The 18957-nt window shown below is 43.1% G+C and carries 16 protein-coding genes and 1 pseudogene; 6 read left to right on the top strand and 11 right to left on the bottom strand.

Annotation, left to right across the window (positions count from 1 at the left end; translation table 11 throughout):
• The coding region (locus tag ACGF49_RS11775; RefSeq protein ID WP_387491066.1) for a VRR-NUC domain-containing protein at positions 1-672 on the bottom strand (672 nt) is incomplete at its 3' end.
• A 2-nt stretch (positions 673-674) separates the two neighbouring features.
• Positions 675-2761 (bottom strand): annotated as a pseudogene (gene tssI, locus ACGF49_RS11770) (type VI secretion system tip protein TssI/VgrG).
• Between the two features lie 902 nt (positions 2762-3663).
• Between tssI and ACGF49_RS11765 the strand changes: the two are divergent.
• A complete protein-coding gene (locus tag ACGF49_RS11765; protein ID WP_387491064.1) occupies positions 3664-5679 on the top strand; it encodes an LTA synthase family protein in 2016 nt (671 codons plus the stop codon).
• Between the two features lie 65 nt (positions 5680-5744).
• Here ACGF49_RS11765 and malG read toward each other — a convergent pair whose 3' ends face one another.
• The 3 genes from malG to malE all read right to left on the bottom strand — a co-directional run bounded on the left by malG (position 5745) and on the right by malE (position 9525).
• Complete coding sequence (gene malG / locus ACGF49_RS11760; RefSeq protein ID WP_011144846.1) at positions 5745-6635, bottom strand: maltose ABC transporter permease MalG; 891 nt, start codon at positions 6633-6635, stop codon at positions 5745-5747.
• Positions 6636-6647: 12 nt separating this feature from the next.
• On the bottom strand, positions 6648-8204 hold the full coding sequence (gene malF / locus ACGF49_RS11755; RefSeq protein WP_113044242.1) for a maltose ABC transporter permease MalF: 1557 nt from the start codon (positions 8202-8204) through the stop codon (positions 6648-6650).
• Positions 8205-8325: 121 nt separating this feature from the next.
• A complete protein-coding gene (gene malE, locus ACGF49_RS11750; RefSeq protein ID WP_113044241.1) occupies positions 8326-9525 on the bottom strand; it encodes a maltose/maltodextrin ABC transporter substrate-binding protein MalE in 1200 nt (399 codons plus the stop codon).
• A gap of 378 nt (positions 9526-9903) precedes the next feature.
• Between malE and malK the strand changes: the two genes are divergently transcribed.
• The 5 genes from malK (at position 9904) to ACGF49_RS11725 (ending at position 14971) form a co-directional block, all read left to right on the top strand.
• Entirely contained in the window at positions 9904-11013 is a 1110-nt protein-coding gene (gene malK, locus ACGF49_RS11745) for a maltose/maltodextrin ABC transporter ATP-binding protein MalK (RefSeq protein WP_112879315.1), read from the top strand.
• 36 nt (positions 11014-11049) lie between these two features.
• Positions 11050-12336: a maltoporin gene (locus ACGF49_RS11740; protein WP_113044240.1), complete on the top strand. Its 1287-nt coding sequence runs from the start codon at positions 11050-11052 to the stop codon at positions 12334-12336.
• Between the two features lie 119 nt (positions 12337-12455).
• Positions 12456-13373 (top strand): maltose operon protein MalM, encoded by a 918-nt coding sequence (gene malM / locus ACGF49_RS11735; protein WP_113044239.1) that lies wholly within the window; start codon positions 12456-12458, stop codon positions 13371-13373.
• Positions 13374-13545: 172 nt separating this feature from the next.
• Positions 13546-14079 carry a type IV toxin-antitoxin system AbiEi family antitoxin gene (abiEi, locus tag ACGF49_RS11730; RefSeq protein WP_113044238.1) on the top strand — a complete coding sequence of 178 codons (534 nt, stop codon included), beginning with the start codon at positions 13546-13548 and terminating at the stop codon, positions 14077-14079.
• Positions 14072-14971 carry a nucleotidyl transferase AbiEii/AbiGii toxin family protein gene (locus ACGF49_RS11725; protein ID WP_387491060.1) on the top strand — a complete coding sequence of 300 codons (900 nt, stop codon included), beginning with the start codon at positions 14072-14074 and terminating at the stop codon, positions 14969-14971. The genes abiEi and ACGF49_RS11725 overlap by 8 nt, the downstream gene beginning before the upstream one ends.
• Before the next feature lie 55 nt (positions 14972-15026).
• On the opposite strand, the gene ACGF49_RS11720 is transcribed toward ACGF49_RS11725, so the two are convergent.
• From ACGF49_RS11720 to ACGF49_RS11695, 6 genes are all read right to left on the bottom strand, one after another.
• Positions 15027-15230 (bottom strand): hypothetical protein, encoded by a 204-nt coding sequence (locus ACGF49_RS11720; protein WP_113044237.1) that lies wholly within the window; start codon positions 15228-15230, stop codon positions 15027-15029.
• A 72-nt stretch (positions 15231-15302) separates the two neighbouring features.
• Positions 15303-16382: a lipopolysaccharide 1,6-galactosyltransferase gene (waaB, locus tag ACGF49_RS11715; RefSeq protein WP_262978458.1), complete on the bottom strand. Its 1080-nt coding sequence runs from the start codon at positions 16380-16382 to the stop codon at positions 15303-15305.
• Positions 16383-16392: 10 nt separating this feature from the next.
• Positions 16393-17172 (bottom strand): PIG-L family deacetylase, encoded by a 780-nt coding sequence (locus tag ACGF49_RS11710; protein WP_113044235.1) that lies wholly within the window; start codon positions 17170-17172, stop codon positions 16393-16395.
• Position 17173: 1 nt separating this feature from the next.
• Positions 17174-17920 (bottom strand): hypothetical protein, encoded by a 747-nt coding sequence (locus ACGF49_RS11705; RefSeq protein ID WP_113044234.1) that lies wholly within the window; start codon positions 17918-17920, stop codon positions 17174-17176.
• A gap of 10 nt (positions 17921-17930) precedes the next feature.
• Complete coding sequence (locus tag ACGF49_RS11700) at positions 17931-18551, bottom strand: hypothetical protein (protein ID WP_271866251.1); 621 nt, start codon at positions 18549-18551, stop codon at positions 17931-17933.
• A 2-nt stretch (positions 18552-18553) separates the two neighbouring features.
• Positions 18554-18694: a hypothetical protein gene (locus tag ACGF49_RS11695; protein ID WP_158536624.1), complete on the bottom strand. Its 141-nt coding sequence runs from the start codon at positions 18692-18694 to the stop codon at positions 18554-18556.
• Positions 18695-18957 lie beyond the last annotated feature (263 nt).

Raw genomic sequence — 18957 nt, 5'->3', positions numbered from 1 at the left:
GGGCTGATAAAGTTTTCGCCATGCTTCATCATACTGTTTTTGCTCTTCTGTGCGGTTATCGTCGACGCGCATTACCCCAAAGCGTTTTTCTGTTGCAATCTGGATATAATCTCGTTCCTGATTGTCAGAGAGCACATCCCCCGGAAATTTCACCTCAATCAGCATTTTCAGATTATCGGGATGCACAGAACCATCAAAGTAGGTGGCATTTCTGCCCGGCCAGCGGAGAGCCTCATCTTTAACCAAAATAATATCGGGCCGACGGATACCAACAACCCCAAATTTTTCTGCGTCTTCGGCAGAAGGCCGGACAAATGGGTTACTGGATTGCGGTAAGTTATCGCCATAACGCTGCTTAGAGACTTGACTGGTTGCCAGCATAGGTAAGGGGACATCTTGCTCTCCTCGGATAGCAAACACCACTTCTGCTTTATAGGGCCACAGGAAGTCATGTTTAAGTTCCTCAACCTTAATCAACCCACTCATAATGATTTGATTAAGAAAGCGAATAGCGCCCAGTTTGGTGATAATCATTGCCGGCAGACGCAGGGCGTATTCGGCTTTTTCCGCCAGATAACAGGGATCTTCATCAGCGGGAAAGACGCCTATTTCCATTGTGCAGGTGATTGATGTGACAGCCGGGCACATCTTGTCGTTGTTGGATATTGCCATACTTATATCTCCATAAATTCCATCACATACTCTACCGGCGTGTTACCGCTGGCACGGTATAAGGTTTGCTTCGGTTTCGGTAGGGTTTCCGGTGAACTCAGTTGCAAATTTTCTTCTGCCGCACTCTGCACGGTCATCGTTCTGCCTAGCGAATCAGTTTTACCCGGGATGACCTGACCATCGCCGGTGGTAATGGTGTAGGGGATATTCACCAGCGGCTTATCGCTTTGCTCACTGAGCAGGGTATAGCGGGCGGAGTAGTCAAACAGCGCGCCGGCGGATTTCTTTCCGGTAACATGGTCGGTCATGGTGATGCTGACCCCTTCGATACGGATATTGCCCATTGGATCAATGACTATCTGCCCGCCTGCATTCCCAATGATGATTTGCCCGCGTTCAGAGTGCATCGTGATATGTTTACCCACGGTAATTTGCTGATTATCGGTGACGTTCAATTGATGACTTTTACCAACGGAAAGGGTTTGCTGACCTTTAATGGTCACCGTCTGATTTTGACCGACTTCAAGCGTCTGAAAGCCCTGCACGGCTTCATCATCATCGTTTTTAATTATCGCCGTGCGGTTATGCGCCACTTCTGTTTGCTGGTCATGGCCTATCTGCGTGGTTTTATCCCGGAGAATCTGCGTTTTCATATTCCGTTGAGCATGAATAAACACTTCCTCTCTGCCTTTTTCATCCTCAAAACGCAGTTCATTAAATCCCTCTCCTCCGCGAGTCCGGGTTTTAAAGGTGGTACGGGTTTTCTCCAGCGGTAAATTAAGAGGCGGCCGGTTGAGGCCATTGTAGGTACACCCCGTCACAATCGGGCGGTCGATATCGCCATTGAGATAGCTGACTATCACCTCCTGCCCGACGCGCGGTATCGCCATAAAACCGAAACCGTTGCCGTTCCAGACTTGTGCCACCCGTACCCAGCAAGACGCGAGGTCGTCCGCTTTATCGTAACGGTTCCAGTGGAAATGGACCCGTATCGCGCCGTGTTCGTTCACATAAATCTCTTCGCTTCCCGGCCCGACCACCGTGGCGACTTCATCACCGTCCGCCAGTCCTGTCGTCCTGGAATAAAGGCGACCTCGTTTGTCAGTGTCGTCCCTTCGCCCCCGTCGTTTGACGCGACAGGTTGCCACCCATGATGCGTGACAGAGATCACCTGCCAGCGGTCGTTCATGGCCTCTATGGGATGGGATTGCAGGGTAAAAATTTTGCCCGGCCGAAGCCGGATACAGTGGGTTTTAGCAGTGCCGACTTTACTGTAGTTTCGTAACTGTTCCAGCCGCAGTTGGGTAAACGGTTTTGCTTCCTCGTCCCACTGGAAACGCCCGTAACTTTCAAACACCGAATTGCGCCCGCTATCGTCGGATTGCTTCTGATGCTCAAGCGAATATTTGGGGTTAAGAAAGTTATGGTCTTTCTGGACAGTGCCATTCGAGCACAGGTATTCGCCATAACTCCATTGGTACGCCGTGGTATCGGTCTCGTCCGTTTCAGGATGCGTATTGTAAGTCAGATCGATATCCGCCTGCATGCCCAGGCGGCAATCACAGAACAACGTCTGTTTCTCCTCAAACCAGAAGACAATGCCCTCTTCCGCCGCCAGCCGACACCAGAAATCATAGGCGGATTCGCGTTTTTGCGTGGTGTATTCCCGTTCGACATGGCGTTTATAGAGCGTATCGCGGGTAAATAAAATACGATGCTCTTTAAGCAGGATCGTTAAGATTTCCGGTACGGACTGCCGATGGAAAATACGGCTATCCTGATTGAGCGTCATCAGCCACATTGTAGGGCGGATAGTGAAAATATAAAAAGTGCGACGACCATCGGTATTACCCTGTTCAGCACCAGCTATCAACCCATTAATGGTCCGTTCGGTGACGCCATTGCGGGTAATGGTCAGTGACGAGCTGTCCCCCAGCTGTTCATTCAGGGGAATGTCATCACGTGAGCTCACCACTTTTAACGTCAGGCGATAAAGCTGCGACAGCTCTTCCTGTAAAGTAAATTGCGCTACCTGAAAGGTGGTTTGGGGCAGTGCGCCAATTCGGCAGGTGAAAACTAATCCATCCATATTTGAAACCTTACATAATTGAGCCATTATCCTGAAACGGGGATAACGCAAGAAGCCATTAAACGAGCCATGACATGCGGCTCTTTTAAATAGCGGCGGTCTGTTCCGCGGTAAAAAAATGACAGCGTAAAATAGCCATCACTTAATACGTGGCGTTAGAGAGAACAATAGACCGCGTCCAACTGAGTAGGATGGAGTGGAGACAAATAACAGAGAATTTCGCTCTCTAAATATTATGACCACAAGATCACGATATTTATCATATGAACATGAAAAAATGTGATAAATATCACATAAAACAGCTGATTAATCTCTATCAATGTAGGGTATGGAATGAATAAAAATCGCCGTAAATTTTCATCCGATGCGGAGGAAATATAAAACCCCAAAAGCATCGAGATATTAATCCGGTATATTGGGGCTGGTGATAAATAAACTTTCATCATGGCAATACACGCATTTTTTCATTCCAGGCCGTTGTTGTAATGAAAACGCCTTCATGAACTCTTTCACATATTTAAGTCACTGCCACATTTTGCTGCCCTTTAAAGCACCAGTCCGCGCCGATTTTGGGGTTAAGGTCAATATTCACTTCGATGACCTTTCGTGTAAGACCACCAATATTGACCCCAGATTAAGCTGGGTTTTTTACCTTTATTTGCAACCGGACGTAACGATATTATCTGGCTTATATTCATGAATAATTTCCCAGACGCTGTTAAGCTGAACTTTCAGTGCTTCCCTGCCGATAATGCCATTTTCTACAGAGAGGGCTCGGCGGGTTCCTGAATAGCAAATAAAATAACCCAATGAGATAGGCAGTAAATTGCTGGATGAGATAGGATCTTGACCTGATAAACACTAAATTAACCTTATCAATCTATTACCAATAAGAAGGCATTATGTGGTTTTCCAGATTTAAACTGGCTTTTATCGCACTTTTACTTCCCTGGTTGCTAACGGTAGCAACACAAATGGCGGGAAGAATCTATCTTCTCTTAACTTATGGCAATTATCAGCTCTTCATTGACTCTACTCAAGACGTGGAACGAATGTTCTGGATCGGCGGACTGTTTGATATTCGTATTGCCAGCCTGCTGTTTGTACCCTGTCTGTTGATTGCTAGCTTATTTGCCATTAATAAAAACAGCTTCAACATATGGCAACATGCCTATCCGTGGTTGGCAACAACACTCAATACCGTAGTCGGGGCTTTGACGGTAAGTAATGTTTACTACTATGCCACTTATGAACGGTCGTTCGATATTTTCATCTTCGGCTTAGTGGAAGATGATACTCAAGCCGTGCTGCACACCCTATGGAACGACTATCCGGTTATCGAAAGTTTGCTCTGTTTAGCTCTGTATGCAGTGACTGTTTTCTGGCTCTGTCTACTCTGGCAACGCTACCTTATCTCACGCACAGAGCATAAAACCAGTCTGCCGGTTTCTGCTATCGCGACGCTGGTTATTTTGACTGTCTGTTTCGTTGGCATGCGTGGCTCCATAGGTACCTTTCCACTACGTCAGTCCAATACACAAGTTTCAGAAGTCAAAATGCTTAATATGCTGACACCTAATGGTCCAATGGCACTGAATTGGGCGTTTAATGATCATTACAAAAACAGCTACTTCCCAGAAGCAACAGATGAACAAGGTAGCTGGTTATTAAACCATTTTCTGGAGAAGCCAACCCCTGCCAATCTGTCACCGTTTATGGCTAAAACCGCCGACAATCCCACTGCTCAAAAAAATCCGCCTCACGTAATATTTAACGTCATGGAGAGTATGGGTTATCACCTACAAAGCTTGGATCGCCCAGACCTTGATGTTTTTGGCGCTCTACGCCAGCACTGGCAAAACGACTGGCGTTTTGAACGTTTCGTTTCCGAAGGAGATGGCACTATTGACAGTTTAAGCCGTTTCTTGATCCGCAGCCCAAACAGTTCAGTCAGTCAATCCACAGCGCAGGATCTCGATTTCACCAGCAATATGTTCAAACCCTATCTGGCGAATGGTTACAAAATCATCTTCGTCACATCCGGTAACGGAGCATGGCGTAATTTGAATCAGTTCTTGCCAAACTTGGGCGTTAGTGAATTCATCGATCAGAATGGGCTGAAAAAACGCTATCCAGAAGCCCAATTTGGTACTTGGGGTGTGCCTGATGAGTTTATGTTCCGTTATATTAAAAATCGCCTGATTCAGGCAGAAAAGAACGGGGAACATGTTCTGATTATGTCATTGTCTACTACCCATCACCCACCGTATAAATCGCCGGCAGGTTATCAGAAAACCGACATCAAGCTGAGTGATACCGAGAAACAACGTTTAAGTCATTTGGCTAGTGGTAGTGAGTTACAAGAGGTTTTTCATACCCTGCGTTACGCCAATGATCAATTAGGACAATTTATTAGTTGGGTAAAATCTCAGTCATTGGCTTCCCATACCATTATTGCGGCAACCGGTGACCATAATATTCGAGGTATCAGTTATCCAGATGCTCATGAGTTGGCAATCGGCCACGGTGTACCGTTTTATCTCTACGTGCCGCCCGCTTATCGCCAAAACGCAACTTTTGATGCTACCAGAGTCGGCAGTCATAAAGACATTTGGCCAACCCTCTACCATTTGAGCTTGTCACATACAGCTTATTACCGTACCGGCTGTAATTTGCTGGCTGAACATCTAGACCCTATCTGGTGTCAAGGATATAACCCGGAAGTCACTATTACACAGCAAGGAGCTTATGTCATGATAGGCAAAGGTGAATTTCGACCGTGGGCAAATCAAACAGGATTATTACTCGGTGACCCCCAGCCAATGACAGCAGACCAAACCAAACAGTTCAAACGTTGGCAGGCATTTACCGATCTCCTGTCATGGCAATTAAATCGTCAAGTTCACCACCAGCAATAATTGATACTTCCGTGAATCCCTTTAATCTCAATCTATTAAAGGGATTCACATTGAGAATATTGCGATTAGCCTTTTACTCCCCCGGCGGTCAAACCACTGACCAACCAGCGCTGAGCAACCAAGAAGACGATGGTAATCGGGAGTGCCGAGAGCACAGCAGCGGCGGCAAAATCTCCCCAAAGATAGTTCTGTGGGTTAAGGTACTGCTGCATGCCCACCGCCAAAGTGTAATTGTTCACATCTCGCAAAAGCAGTGAGGCAACAGGCACTTCCGTAATCACACCAATGAAGGAAAGAATGAATACCACTGCCAGAATCGGTACCGAAAGCGGTAGCAGCACCATACGGAAAGCTTGCCACGGTGTCGCGCCATCAAGCGCGGCAGCCTCTTCCAGAGAACCGTCAATAGTTTCAAAATAACCTTTAATCGTCCAGACATGCAACGCAATGCCCCCCAAGTAAGCAAAAATCACACCACCGTGGGTATTAAGGCCAATAAACGGTACATATTCCCCTAGTCGATCAAACAAAGCATACAGCGCCACCAAGGAAAGTACCGCCGGGAACATCTGAAAAATGAGCATGCCTTTCAGTAAAGTACTTTTACCGCGAAAATGCATACGGGCAAAAGCATAAGCACAAGTCGTTGATAAGGTAACGATACCTACAGCGGTAATAAAGGCCACCTTAACAGAGTTCCAGAGCCATAGCATAACCGGGAAAGGTGGCGGAGTAACACGGCCATCCGGTGATACCACACTGTAACCCAGTGCCAATTTCCAATGTTCCCAAGAGATATTTTCCGGGATCAAACTCCCCGTAGCAAAGTTCCCCGGCCGCAGGGAGATAGTAATAACCATCAGTAGAGGGAATAAGATCATGGCAATAAAGGTAAACATCAACAAATGTGTCGCTAACAAACGCCATTTCTGTGATTTGGGTTGAACCATTGCCATTGCATTCCTTCCTTAGTCAAATTTAATACGGGTAGCTTTCAGGTTAATAACCGCCAGTGCACCAACCAACAAAAAGATCACTGTCGCAATCGCCGCAGCCAAGCCAAAGTCCTGCCCACTACTGCCGTCGAAAGCAATACGGTAAGTGTAACTCACCAGTAAATCGGTATAGCCTGCCGGCGTCGTGGTGCCAATGCGATCTGGTCCACCAAGGGTTAACAACTGAATCAGAACAAAGTTGTTAAAGTTAAAGGCAAAGCTGGCAATCATCAGCGGCGTCAATGGTTTTATCAACAACGGGAAAGTAATCTTAAAAAAGTTCTGAAACGGCCCTGCGCCATCCATTGCCGATGCTTCATACAGATCATCGGGTATTGCCTTCAACAACCCCATGCAGAGGATCATCATGTAGGGATATCCAAGCCAGGCATTCACTACAATCAGCATGGTTCGCGCCATCGTTGGATCGGTAAACCAAGCCGGTTTAAGACCGAATAGACCGTTAAGCAACAGATTGATCTCACCAAAACTTTGGTTAAACAACCCCTTGAAAATCAAAATAGAAATAAACGATGGTACTGCATAGGGTAAGATCAACAACACGCGATAAACAGCACGACCTTTCAGCGCTTCCCACTGCACGATGCAAGCCAAAACCATGCCAACAGCAACTGTCAGCACCACAGTGAACAGAGAAAACACAACTGTCCAAACGAAAATAGCGAGGAATGGTTTCTGAATACCTTCATCCTGTATCACCCGCAGGAAATTTTTCCAGCCGATGGTAACAGTAAATCCTGGCGTCAAAGTCTCATTACCCCATGTTCCCTCAGCATTGACAGATTGATAGAAACCGGTATCGGTATTGGGGCGATAAAGCGTACCTGTTTGATTGTCGGTGAGGGACTCACCATCTTCCTCAAGAGAGTATTGAGGGTGCACTCCAGAGAATTGACGTAGCGAACTCATTTTCAGCCGGTTACCATCCGGTAAAACAACAACCAACTGGTTCAATGCCTGTCGATTCTGGGTAATAATGCGCAATGTCGCTGCTTCACCGTTCTCAAGATTATCCTGCTCATACACATGCAGAGTCGTCTCTTCCATTGCTGACAGCGAAAACGGTTCGGACACTAGTTGCTTCGTTTGGCTCGGTATACTCAGTGCCAAAACCCACAAATCCGATTTTGGATAGAGCTTAAAAGTCAATGCTTGCCCTGACTGATACTGACGGCTCATCAGGACAGATTGTGCGCGTTCAAAAGTCAGTTGATTGATACTACTATAGTTGGTGAAGGCGATAGCAATGGTGCAAATGAGCGGAAACAGTACAAACAATCCCATTCCTGCTACGCCCGGATAGGTATAGCGCCAAGCATAAGTATTGCGGTTGGAAAAAACATAAATCCCTGTACTTAACAATACCAACGTCAGCATTGCGAATAGATACTCTCCCTGTGAGTACATCAATACCACCAAATAACCGGTAAAGAGTACACACAAGCTCACTGCAAACCATTTCAGAGCAGAATGCTGCCACCATGATGTTTTTTCGAGCGTCGCTGACATAATGCTCTTCCTTTTTACTACGACATAACAGCTTTGCGGATAGCTTAATCAATCTTCCTGCAAACAGGCATCCTTACTGGTTGCAGGAAAGAGAACTCCTTCAAAAAAGAGTTCTCACAGGTTACTTAGTTATACGGGTTTCTGCATCACTTAGTGCGGCATCAACGGTCTGACGGCCAGCCAACGCATTAACCACAGCGTTGCGCATGGCATACCAAAAACCGCTCATTTGTGAGACGTTTGGCATGATTTCGCCGTTTTTAGCATTTTCCATCGTGGCAGCAATACGTGGGTCCTTAGCCAGAATATCGTGATAGGATTTCAATGACACTGCCCCCAACGGCTTATCCCGATTCACCATCTCCAGACCTTCGTTAGTCAGCAAGTAGTTTTCCAAGAACTCCTTCGCTAGCTCTTTATTTGGGCTGGCAGTATTGATACCTGCCGTCAATACACCAACAAACGGCTTAGATGGATGGCCTTTAAAAGTCGGCAACAACGCCACACCGTAATTTACCTTGCTCTTGTCGATATTGGCCCACGCCCACGGACCGTTGATGGTCATCGCCGTTTCACCTTTGTTGAACGCCGCCTCAGCAATGGAATAGTCAGTATCTACATTTAGATGCTTATTTCTCACCAAATCTATAATGAAACGCAGCCCTGCTTTGGAACCCGCATTATTCACTCCGACGTTCTTCACATCATATGAGCCGTTTTCCATCTTGAAAGCATATCCTCCGTCCGCGGCAATCAACGGCCAAGAGAAATATGGCTCTTGCAGATTAAACATAATAGCGCTTTTGCCTTTGCTCTTCAGTTCCTTATCCAGAGCGGGGATCTCTTCCCAAGTTTTTGGTGGCGTCTTCACCAAATCTTTATTGTAGATAAGAGAGAGGGCTTCAACCGCGATAGGGTAACCAACCAGTTTACCGTCGTAGCGCACAGCATCCCAGGTAAACGGGAATAGCTTATCTTTGAAGCTCTGATCCGGCGTGATTTCTGTCACCAGACCAGACTGTGCGTAACCGCCAAAGCGATCATGAGCCCAGAAAATAATATCCGGCCCATCGCCGGTTGCTGCAACCTGTGAATACTTCTCTGCAAGCTTGTCTGGATGCTCAACCGTAACATTGACACCCGTATCTTTCTCAAACTTCTCACCAACTTGTGCCAGGCCATTGTAGCCTTTATCACCGTTGATCCAGATAACTAGCTTACCTTCCTCTATTTTTGCAAAAGCAGAGGCAGATAACACCAGCGTGGCTAAAACAGAAAGCGCTAAGGTACGGGCGCCTACTTTTAAGGTTGTTTTTATCATCATTCCGTCCTTATAGTTTAAGTAGGTTCAGAGTGAACTGTTTTGTTACATTGGCGGAGAGTGCTGATCTAGTGTGCAATTAACAATGGAAAGACTCATCCTCCCCTACTCTACTCCCTGCCCGGAATGGTTGTGATCTCTATTACAAAAACAGAAGAAGCGTGCCGTTGACCACAAAAAGGGGCATCTTTTTTTGCGATAAATATCACAATTTATCCAGTAGCTCATACCTAACCAGCTCAACAACGCTTATTTCATCCTCCTAGCGCCTCCCCCATAAAAAACTTGGGTATGGAGGATTTACTCACCCGCCATCTTAAACACACTCTGGTTTATCATTTTTCACCGCGAATTGCGGTGATAAGTCCGGGGGAACACATGTCGAGCGTCACATTACATAATGTATCGAAGGCTTATGGTGAAACTATTATTTCCAAGAACATCAACCTTGAGATACAAGAAGGCGAATTTATCGTTTTTGTCGGTCCATCAGGTTGTGGAAAATCGACAATATTAAGGATGATTGCGGGTCTGGAAGATGTGACTTCCGGTGATTTGCTGATCAATAACATTCGAATGAACGATGTGCCTCCCGCCAAACGCGGCGTTGGGATGGTTTTTCAGTCTTATGCCCTGTATCCCCACCTGTCTGTTGCAGACAATATGTCATTTGGCATGAAGCTGGCTGGCGCCAAAAAAAGTGATATTCAGCAACGGGTAAAGCAAATTGCCGAGATGCTCCAACTCGCTCACCTGCTTGATCGCCGCCCTAAAGCCCTATCAGGTGGGCAACGTCAACGCGTTGCTATTGGCCGTACTCTGGTCGCTGAACCCAGTGTTTTTCTGTTAGACGAACCTCTTTCCAACCTGGACGCCGCGCTGCGGGTCCAAATGCGCATTGAAATCTCACGCCTGCACAAACGATTGCAACGTACGATGATTTATGTCACCCACGATCAGGTTGAAGCGATGACGCTGGCCGACAGAATCGTGGTACTGGATGGTGGAGATGTTGCCCAGATTGGCAAACCTCTTGAACTTTACCATTACCCGGTTAATCGCTTTGTTGCCAGCTTTATTGGTTCACCCAAAATGAATTTCCTGCCAGTTAAAGTCACGGCTACCGCTATTGATCAGGTACAGATTACTCTGCCCAACCAACAACAAATCTGGCTGCCCGTAGAAAGCAAGGGGGTAAAAGTAGGCAGTAATGTCTCTCTAGGGATACGTCCTGAACACCTCCTGCCAAGTGATATCGCTGATGTCACGTTGGAAGGCATAGTGCAGGTTGTCGAGCAGTTAGGCAATGAAACCCAGGTTCACATTGAAATCCCGGCCATTCATCAAAATCTGGTTTACCGCCAGCCTGATGTTGTGCTGGTGGAAGAAGGGTCCACCTTCACCATCGGGCTACCCCCTCACCGCTGCCATTTATTCCGGGAAGACGGAACGGCATGCCAACGTCTGCATGAAGAACCCGGGGTTTAAGCCTGAGCTAATCAAAAAACGACAGGAGAATACTTGATGAAATCAATGCGTATATTACCTATCTCACTAACCATTATGGCCGGATTACTGTCTATTCAAGCGTCAGCCGTAGAATTCCACGGCTACGCCCGTTCTGGTATTGGTTGGACCGGTAGCGGCGGTGAGCAACAGTGTTTCCAAAGCACTGGCGCACAGAGCAAATACCGTTTAGGTAATGAATGTGAAACCTATGCTGAGCTTAAGCTAGGCCAAGAGCTATGGAAGGATGGCAATAAGAGTTTCTACTTCGATACCAACGTGGCTTATTCTGTGGCGCAAAAAAATGATTGGGAATCCACCGACCCTGCGTTCCGTGAGGTGAATGTTCAAGCGAAGAACGTCATCGACTGGTTACCCGGTTCAACATTATGGGCAGGTAAACGCTTCTACCAGCGCCATGACGTGCATATGATTGACTTCTACTACTGGGATATCTCTGGTCCGGGGGCGGGCTTGCAAGATATTGATCTCGGCTTTAGTAAGCTCTCTCTGGCCGTCACCCGTAACACTGAATCTGGTGGCTCTTATGGCTGGATTGCTGGTCAGCGCAAAGAAATTCCCACCTCCAATGATGTCTACGATATACGTCTATCCGGCTTGGAGGTTAACCCAGGCGGTAATCTGGAACTTGGTTTTGACTATGGGCGTGCCAATGCACGAGACCACTACCAGCTTGACCGTCATGCTTCCAAAGATGGTTTCATGTTTACCGCCGAACATACACAGAGCATGTTAGGGGGCTTCAACAAATTTGTCGTACAGTACGCGACAGATTCCATGACTTCCTCCAATAGCGGTCATTCTGAAGGCGCCAGCGTAAACAATGACGGTTATATGCTACGTATTCTGAATCATGGCGCGATTAATCTCGCAGAAAAATGGGATCTCATGTACGTAGCGATGTATCAGGATACTGACCGTGACAACAACAATGGCAACACATGGTATACGGTTGGTGTACGTCCAATGTACAAATGGACGCCCACGATGAGCACCCTGCTGGACATTGGCTATGATAACGTCAAATCCCAACGTACTCATGACACCAATGATCAGTACAAAATCACTCTAGCCCAACAATGGCAGGCAGGTGACAGCATTTGGTCGCGTCCGGCCATTCGCCTGTTCGTCACTTATGCAAAATGGGATGAAAAATGGGGTAATGCGAACAAAAAAGACGGTTACATCGATGGAATGGCCTACCGTGATACCGCAACGCATAAATTCAGCCGTGGTGACGATGATGAATTTACCTTTGGCGCCCAATTCGAAGCTTGGTGGTAATCCGGTTACAACGATTTGATCTCAGATCAAATGATTTGTAATGGTTAACGCCTTTTGGACTGATATACCTCTTGACCGTGGGTATCAGTCTCTTTTTTTCAACCGAACAAGGGTAAGAGATGAAAACCAAACTGCTCTCATTTTGCCTTAGTGCTTTACTCTGTAGCGCAGCTCCTCTGATAAGCTATGCAACACCTATCACTACAACAACTCAAGCAACCACGACACAGGACACTATTGTCCCTTCTCTCTCAACAACAGCATTACAAAAACTGAGCTGGCAACCGATTAATACCAGCGATACACAGACCATTATCCTCAATGCCATGTCGCAGCATCTTAATGAGGGAGATATTCAAGGGCCGATAGCGGCATTCTCGCTGCCGGCAAACCGAGGCTCTCTGGATATTACCCTGAGCAGTTTAGTGCAAGATAAACAAGTTTACGTACCAAATGTTTTAGTACTGGATCAAGGGTTACGCCCTGCCGCATTTTACCCGAGCAGTTATTTCCCCTATGAACGTCCGGGTGTCATGTCCACCGATCGGCTGGAAGGCAAACTAAAACTGACGCCAGCACTAGGGCAACAACAAATTTACATACTGGTCTACACCACCCGTACCGATTTGCAGAAATCCACACAAATGGTTGATCCCGCCAAAGCTTACGCTCAAGGCGTCGGTAATGCTGTTCCCGAGATTCCCGATCCCGTTGCCCGCCATACGCAAACCGGCACGTTGAAGTTAAAAGTAAAATCAGAACAAAACGCTGGCAATATTACGATTGGTCAAGTCTTCTCAAGTCCGGCACAAGAACCGATCATTGTCGGGCCAACACAAGCCACCGTAACGCCACCTATTCCGCAAAAAGTCAAACCGGTCCTGAATGATACAGAACGTTATTTCAGTGATGCAATTAAAAAGGAAATTAATAATGGCAATATTGAGAAGGCCCTTAATCTTCTGGATGAAGCGGAACGCCTTGGATCTTCAACTGCACGAGAAACGTTTATCAATAGTGTCAAAAACAAGGGGTAAACCAGACATTAATTCATTCAATACAAATGCTCTCCGAAAAGGAGGGCATTGGGCCTAACTCCTTTTTACACACATCCCCCGGAAATGGGGTTTTATGTATACAAATAATTGTCATGATGGATATCTATACACAAAACACCCTTTAAAGGGGTTTTAGAGTAAAGATAATAAAATGGATAGACTCACAGCAATTAACAAATTAGATGAGTTCAGCAAAATGGGAAGAGCCATTTTCCTTTTACAGGATTTGGAAATCATCTTTGCTGACGAGACTTCTCGGACATTGCAAAAATCTATTGATCGCCTCATCAAAGCCGGACTGTTACTTCGCATTACCAAAGGGGTTTATGTCTATACGCGAGCCAGCATGGGAAGCTATCCCCTGGAGACTATCGCCAAAAATATCCGACGAGGCGAATATAATTACATCAGCCTAGAGTCAGCTTTATCTCAATATGGGTTCATCTCACAAATCCCAATCGACCGCCTGACAATCATGTCTACTGGCAGAGTTGGAGAGTTTAAAACACCGTGGGGAGTCATTGAAATCACCCACACCAGCAGAGAGCCTAGCGAAATTCTGAAGGCAACGTTAGAAAGCCGTGGCCCCCTGCGTATCGCAAAAAAAGAGACTGCTCTGCGTGACCAAAAAAGAGTGGGGAGGAATATGCATTTAGTTCAGCTGGAGGAACTCAACTATGTCTAACCAAGTTAACTTTAACGCCATTGTCGATGAAGTCATTGAACAGGACAGACTGGCAAACCTAAGGCCAGTTGTAGAAAAAGAACTGTTGCATTATGACATCCTGTTTTGTCTTTCTAAGGACGGTTTACTCAAGGAGATTACCTTTCAGGATGGTACATCGCTAAGGCTCTGCTACGGCTCTAACCGATTTAGCGAAGATCTGGGTTTTGCTGGTGGGCGTGGTTTCTGTTCGGCTGATTTGAGTAGAATCAAAGAATGTATCGAGAAATACCTGGGTGTACGATATGGGCTTGAGGTCACGGTAAAGGAACCAAATGAACTACGAAACAAACCGGAGTATGCAGAAGTAAAAGTGGATAAATGGCAAATATCCGTCACTACTGCGCCTGAACGTAAAGACCTGCCAAAACAGCGCATAAAAATAGAAATCGCCAATATTCCTGCGTATACAAACACCCCCCGTTCATTGACGAGAAATTATTCGGTGTTACCCGACGGATATGCTGATGTCCTTGTGTCTGTCGAAACCCTGCCTGAAATCATGGCCGATAAGCTGATAGCATTCCCTGCTGCTACATCTCACATTCGATACCGCGATATGTGGGATTTATTATGGTTAAGCCAGCAAAATACAACACCAGACATAGAACTCATTAAAAGAAAAGTATCAGATTATCATCTTGATAACTTTGAAGAATTGCTTCAAGCCAGAATCGACTCGATTGAAATTATTGTTGCTTCTGGTCACTTTCACAACGAAATGAGACGATTTATACCCGCACCTATATACGACAGAAGTGTAGGACAAGAGGCATTTTCCACCTATTTAACGACGAGCCTAAAAGACGTTGTTAACCACTGTGAAGAAGGGCCTGTATTCTTCAGGAGATAACTCCATTCCATTCAAGTTATAACGATTACATCTATTTTATGGCTGCTCTGGCACCCTAGATTAAAATACCGCATTGCTGCCACTGAGCCGTTTGCGATGAATGCGACTTAAAGGTTCCTTCTATTTCCTCTGTTTGTTGAATCAGTATCAGCCAGTCTTCATAGAGTTGTTTCAAAACCCTGCGTGCAATAGCAGTTAATCCATTATTTACATCCTCAAGTGCTTCAGGCAGCGGAGCGTTGCGGAAAAATGATGCCATATTCTGCTGCCAATCCTCCGATTTGACTAGAGATAGATAGCAACGCGTTTTTGAACTAATAACTGTCGTACATTAGATCTGAGCTAATACAGGTAAAGCCTTAATGATTCTTAACAGGCAATTATCTTCATAAAGAAAGGCAATAGAATTTTTTATTGCTTGGTGATCTCTTATTTTACATTCATCAATAATGAGTTGTAATTTTTTAGATAACTCAAGAATACTACCTGACTTATAAAGCTCACCATTAAAATCATTAATAATATCACTCGGACCACATTGACAATCTGAACTTATACAATAGATACCATAAGATATTGCTTCCGCTAATACCATGCCAAAACCTTCATATTTTGATGTTAAAATAAAAGCTGATACCTCTTTTATATTATCCATCACAAATTCCCAAGGCTGATCTTGCCAACCGTGCCAAATAATATTGTTATTTATATTGAGTTGCGAAGATAATTCTTTCAAATAACCCTCATCTTCACCAGAACCTATTATATGTAACTCCCAATGACCATGCAATTGTGAAAGAGCTAAAAGTAGTTCAGTTAAATTTTTTGACTTATAGGCAAGAATTCTTCCAACATATAAGAATCTAGCTATGTGTTTTGGTTGAGGAATTATAAAGGGATTCATCTTGATAGGATTGAAAATAAGATGAAGCTTCTCTGTTTTTATTCCAAAGGATAACATTTGATCTCTTAAGCCAGAACTGATGACAAGGTGCTCGTCGGCACAGAATAAATCTTTAATTTTCTGTGGGGTAGGATTTCTAATGGATGTATGCAGCCAAGAATAAGTTTTTACCGGGAAATTAATCTTTTCACAAGAAAGTCGAGCAATATTACAAGATGTTGTGTCTAAACTTATTAGAATCTCGGGGTGAAATGTTTCTAATATCAAGGACAGTTCACATGCTATATCCTGGCGAGACTTATCATTGCTTGATGCTAAGGAGATATGTTGGGTATTAGATAGCCAAGCACGATTTTCAACTCTATTTTTCTCATTTAGAGATATGAAAATGAAATCAATTTCAATGTTGGCACGGCCAATCAGACTTATTAAATTAAAACATACCGTTTCTACCCCACCATATCCATTCAAAAAAAGATCATGGTATATTATGAATATCTTTTTCATTACAAATCCTTTATTGAATTAACCAAAAACGCTCTTGAACTTTTATTTCATTAATAGTTCCATGATATTTCTCTAATGAAATCAAAATATTTTCTTTATTATCAAACAAAGGTTCTAATTGAGACTCATAAAATAGGATGTTTTGCGCTTTTTCTTTTAAATCAATATCCACCAATATGGCACATTTATCAAATTTGTTATTTCTTAATAAAGCATTTTCCAAACTATCAGGGTTAACAATAGGATATTCACCTAAAACATAAGGGAAATCTTCATAAAGTAATATTTTTAACTTACGTGAACCTTTTATATTATTTACAAGATTATTTATTATGATGTGGTCTACATGTCGACCTATTCCCAAAGGGGCATATATATAATCAGGTTGATAATTTAATAATGTTTTGTCGATGAGATCTTGAGCCATATCGGATGCATCATCCGATTTATGTATCTGACCACTATAAATCATGGCGGAATTTTTATATATAGGTTCACCATATTGATCGGCTCTGTAAATGCAATCTAAAATTTTACCATGTATTGGAATCGCTGATAATTTATTGCAAAAAGCAATATCCTCATTAACTCGCTTTGAATAAAGTTTTATAAATGAATACATATTATCATTATGTGCAGAATGTGAATAATGAGATGTAATATTTTCGTCATATTCAGTAAAAAATGTTAAAACAACCACCTTTTGATTTTCTGAAACTAATTTATGTATTAAACCGCCAGCGCTTAAAGCTACATCATCTAAATGAGGTGATAGAAATAGATGTATCATTTTAAATCTCCATGCAAAAGTTATTATATTTTATTTCCATAAGTACTATATAAATAGCGGCGAGATCAATGCGTATCCCATCCCTGTTTTTTATAAAATCTGAGTTGTCAATGTTTGGCTTTTCTTGGAATTGAACTCTTTCATCATGGGCATAAAATTCTTTCATTATATCAAACCAGCTAGCATGGATTCTTTTTGCTGCAACTTCTATTACGCTGTCACTGTGGCCTAATATTGTCATTAAATCAGAAAAAATAGTATCGTTGGTAGAAAGTAAGCTCTCATAATTAAAATTGTCAGACACAATATTATCATCATATAAATAAGTCTCTTTTATTACTTCCAATATAATACTCAGATCACTCTTTATTAACCTTTTCTCAAACTTCTTTTCTTTTTCAGTGAATGCTTGATAAGGTTTTAAAAAATTAACTTGTAAGTTGTACTCAATTTCAAGTTTTGTTATTGAGTCTTGCATAGCAGTTTTATTATCAACTAAATATTTTGCACACCATAAGTCGTGTATACAAGAGGCAAGAATATCTAAGTTATCATCCTGTTCCAAGAACATACATATTTCAGAAAATAATTTAATTTGTGAACTATTTAACTGGCAATGTAAAGTTCCATGACTAGGATTAAATATAAATGAAGCTTGCTTTAATCTTCTCTGAATCTCTTTGGTTAAATATGTTGAATTTAAATTAATTTTGCCATCCAGCAGTTTTTTATTATTTTCTTTACTCATGACCTATCTCCTATTCTTTGTTCATTAACCTTATTTCTGTTGATGATATATCTAAGCGAAATAGCTTTTCTGGAATAGATTCAAATAGAAATCGATGTTCCTTGCTAATATTCATCAAATCATCAATTGTATGATATTTATTATTAAAAAAACGTCCAGCCACCAGAAATCTACAATTATTATTCTTAATTTTCATAAGAGATTTTTTTAATCCCTCCTCACCTCCATAATAAATAGGATTATTAATTTCTTGGCATAAATCAGCGCCAATGACAAAAATTGCCCCTTGGTAAATATGCGATTTTTCAGTAAAAATTTTAGCGTCACTTAAAACTATATCACCTTTCCCCTTAAATTGTCTTATCCTCTCGAAAATTTCATCGGTTGAAATGGTAAGTTTTACCGCATTCTTGATTGACAGTTCATAATAGGGTTTTATTTTAGTCATCGCTGTAGCAATTTCTTTTAATTCTTCATGGCCTTTATGAAGTGGATTAAAAGAACCAGATAAAATTAAAGTATCTTTCCAGTCTATGTTTGTATTGTTAAAATCTCCGTTTCTATCAATATGTATATAATTCAATTTACCACTCATTAAATCGATTAGATAACGTTCATTCTTGTTAAGCATATTCATCTATATCCGTCATCTTTCAAGTTGCCTCTTTGTTGGCTGCACTCACTCACCCCGGTCACATCGTTATCTATGCTCCCGGGGATTCGTTCCCTTGCCGTCGCGATCCATCTTGAAATCCATAGGGTATATATTCTCATATGCTATTGTTGTTAATTAAATGCATATCACTTCCTTATAAAATCATATATTTATTAAGTTATATCATTGTATTATTTACCAATGGTGATTAATGACATATTTTCATTCTTTTGAAATAAATATAAAATTAATTCCCCTAGTGATTTCCAAGCTATTTCTTATCGGTAACTTGTTGTTTTTTAATATTAAAATAATGAACTATAAATATTTTACTCGCAGCTCGCTTATTGCTAAATCACCAAAATTTCCTGAACTATTCTCA

It is taken from the genome of Photorhabdus sp. RM96S (assembly GCF_042879335.1).
GTDB lineage: Bacteria > Pseudomonadota > Gammaproteobacteria > Enterobacterales > Enterobacteriaceae > Photorhabdus > Photorhabdus kayaii.
Note: the sequence above shows the minus strand (reverse complement) of the source record. Positions and strands in the feature narration are given on the sequence as shown.

What these genes read in the sequence shown, in the direction of transcription:
- ACGF49_RS11695 (WP_158536624.1), bottom strand. Translation starts at nt 18,694, where the DNA reads ATGAGAATATATACCCTATGGATTTCAAGATGGATCGCGACGGCAAGG.
- malF (WP_113044242.1), bottom strand. Translation starts at nt 8,204, where the DNA reads ATGTCAGCGACGCTCGAAAAAACATCATGGTGGCAGCATTCTGCTCTG.
- ACGF49_RS11710 (WP_113044235.1), bottom strand. Translation starts at nt 17,172, where the DNA reads ATGATACATCTATTTCTATCACCTCATTTAGATGATGTAGCTTTAAGC.
- waaB (WP_262978458.1), bottom strand. Translation starts at nt 16,382, where the DNA reads ATGAAAAAGATATTCATAATATACCATGATCTTTTTTTGAATGGATAT.
- malM (WP_113044239.1), top strand. Translation starts at nt 12,456, where the DNA reads ATGAAAACCAAACTGCTCTCATTTTGCCTTAGTGCTTTACTCTGTAGC.
- malK (WP_112879315.1), top strand. Translation starts at nt 9,904, where the DNA reads ATGTCGAGCGTCACATTACATAATGTATCGAAGGCTTATGGTGAAACT.
- malG (WP_011144846.1), bottom strand. Translation starts at nt 6,635, where the DNA reads ATGGCAATGGTTCAACCCAAATCACAGAAATGGCGTTTGTTAGCGACA.
- ACGF49_RS11700 (WP_271866251.1), bottom strand. Translation starts at nt 18,551, where the DNA reads ATGCTTAACAAGAATGAACGTTATCTAATCGATTTAATGAGTGGTAAA.
- malE (WP_113044241.1), bottom strand. Translation starts at nt 9,525, where the DNA reads ATGATAAAAACAACCTTAAAAGTAGGCGCCCGTACCTTAGCGCTTTCT.
- ACGF49_RS11720 (WP_113044237.1), bottom strand. Translation starts at nt 15,230, where the DNA reads ATGGCATCATTTTTCCGCAACGCTCCGCTGCCTGAAGCACTTGAGGAT.
- ACGF49_RS11765 (WP_387491064.1), top strand. Translation starts at nt 3,664, where the DNA reads ATGTGGTTTTCCAGATTTAAACTGGCTTTTATCGCACTTTTACTTCCC.
- abiEi (WP_113044238.1), top strand. Translation starts at nt 13,546, where the DNA reads ATGGATAGACTCACAGCAATTAACAAATTAGATGAGTTCAGCAAAATG.
- ACGF49_RS11740 (WP_113044240.1), top strand. Translation starts at nt 11,050, where the DNA reads ATGAAATCAATGCGTATATTACCTATCTCACTAACCATTATGGCCGGA.
- ACGF49_RS11725 (WP_387491060.1), top strand. Translation starts at nt 14,072, where the DNA reads ATGTCTAACCAAGTTAACTTTAACGCCATTGTCGATGAAGTCATTGAA.
- ACGF49_RS11705 (WP_113044234.1), bottom strand. Translation starts at nt 17,920, where the DNA reads ATGAGTAAAGAAAATAATAAAAAACTGCTGGATGGCAAAATTAATTTA.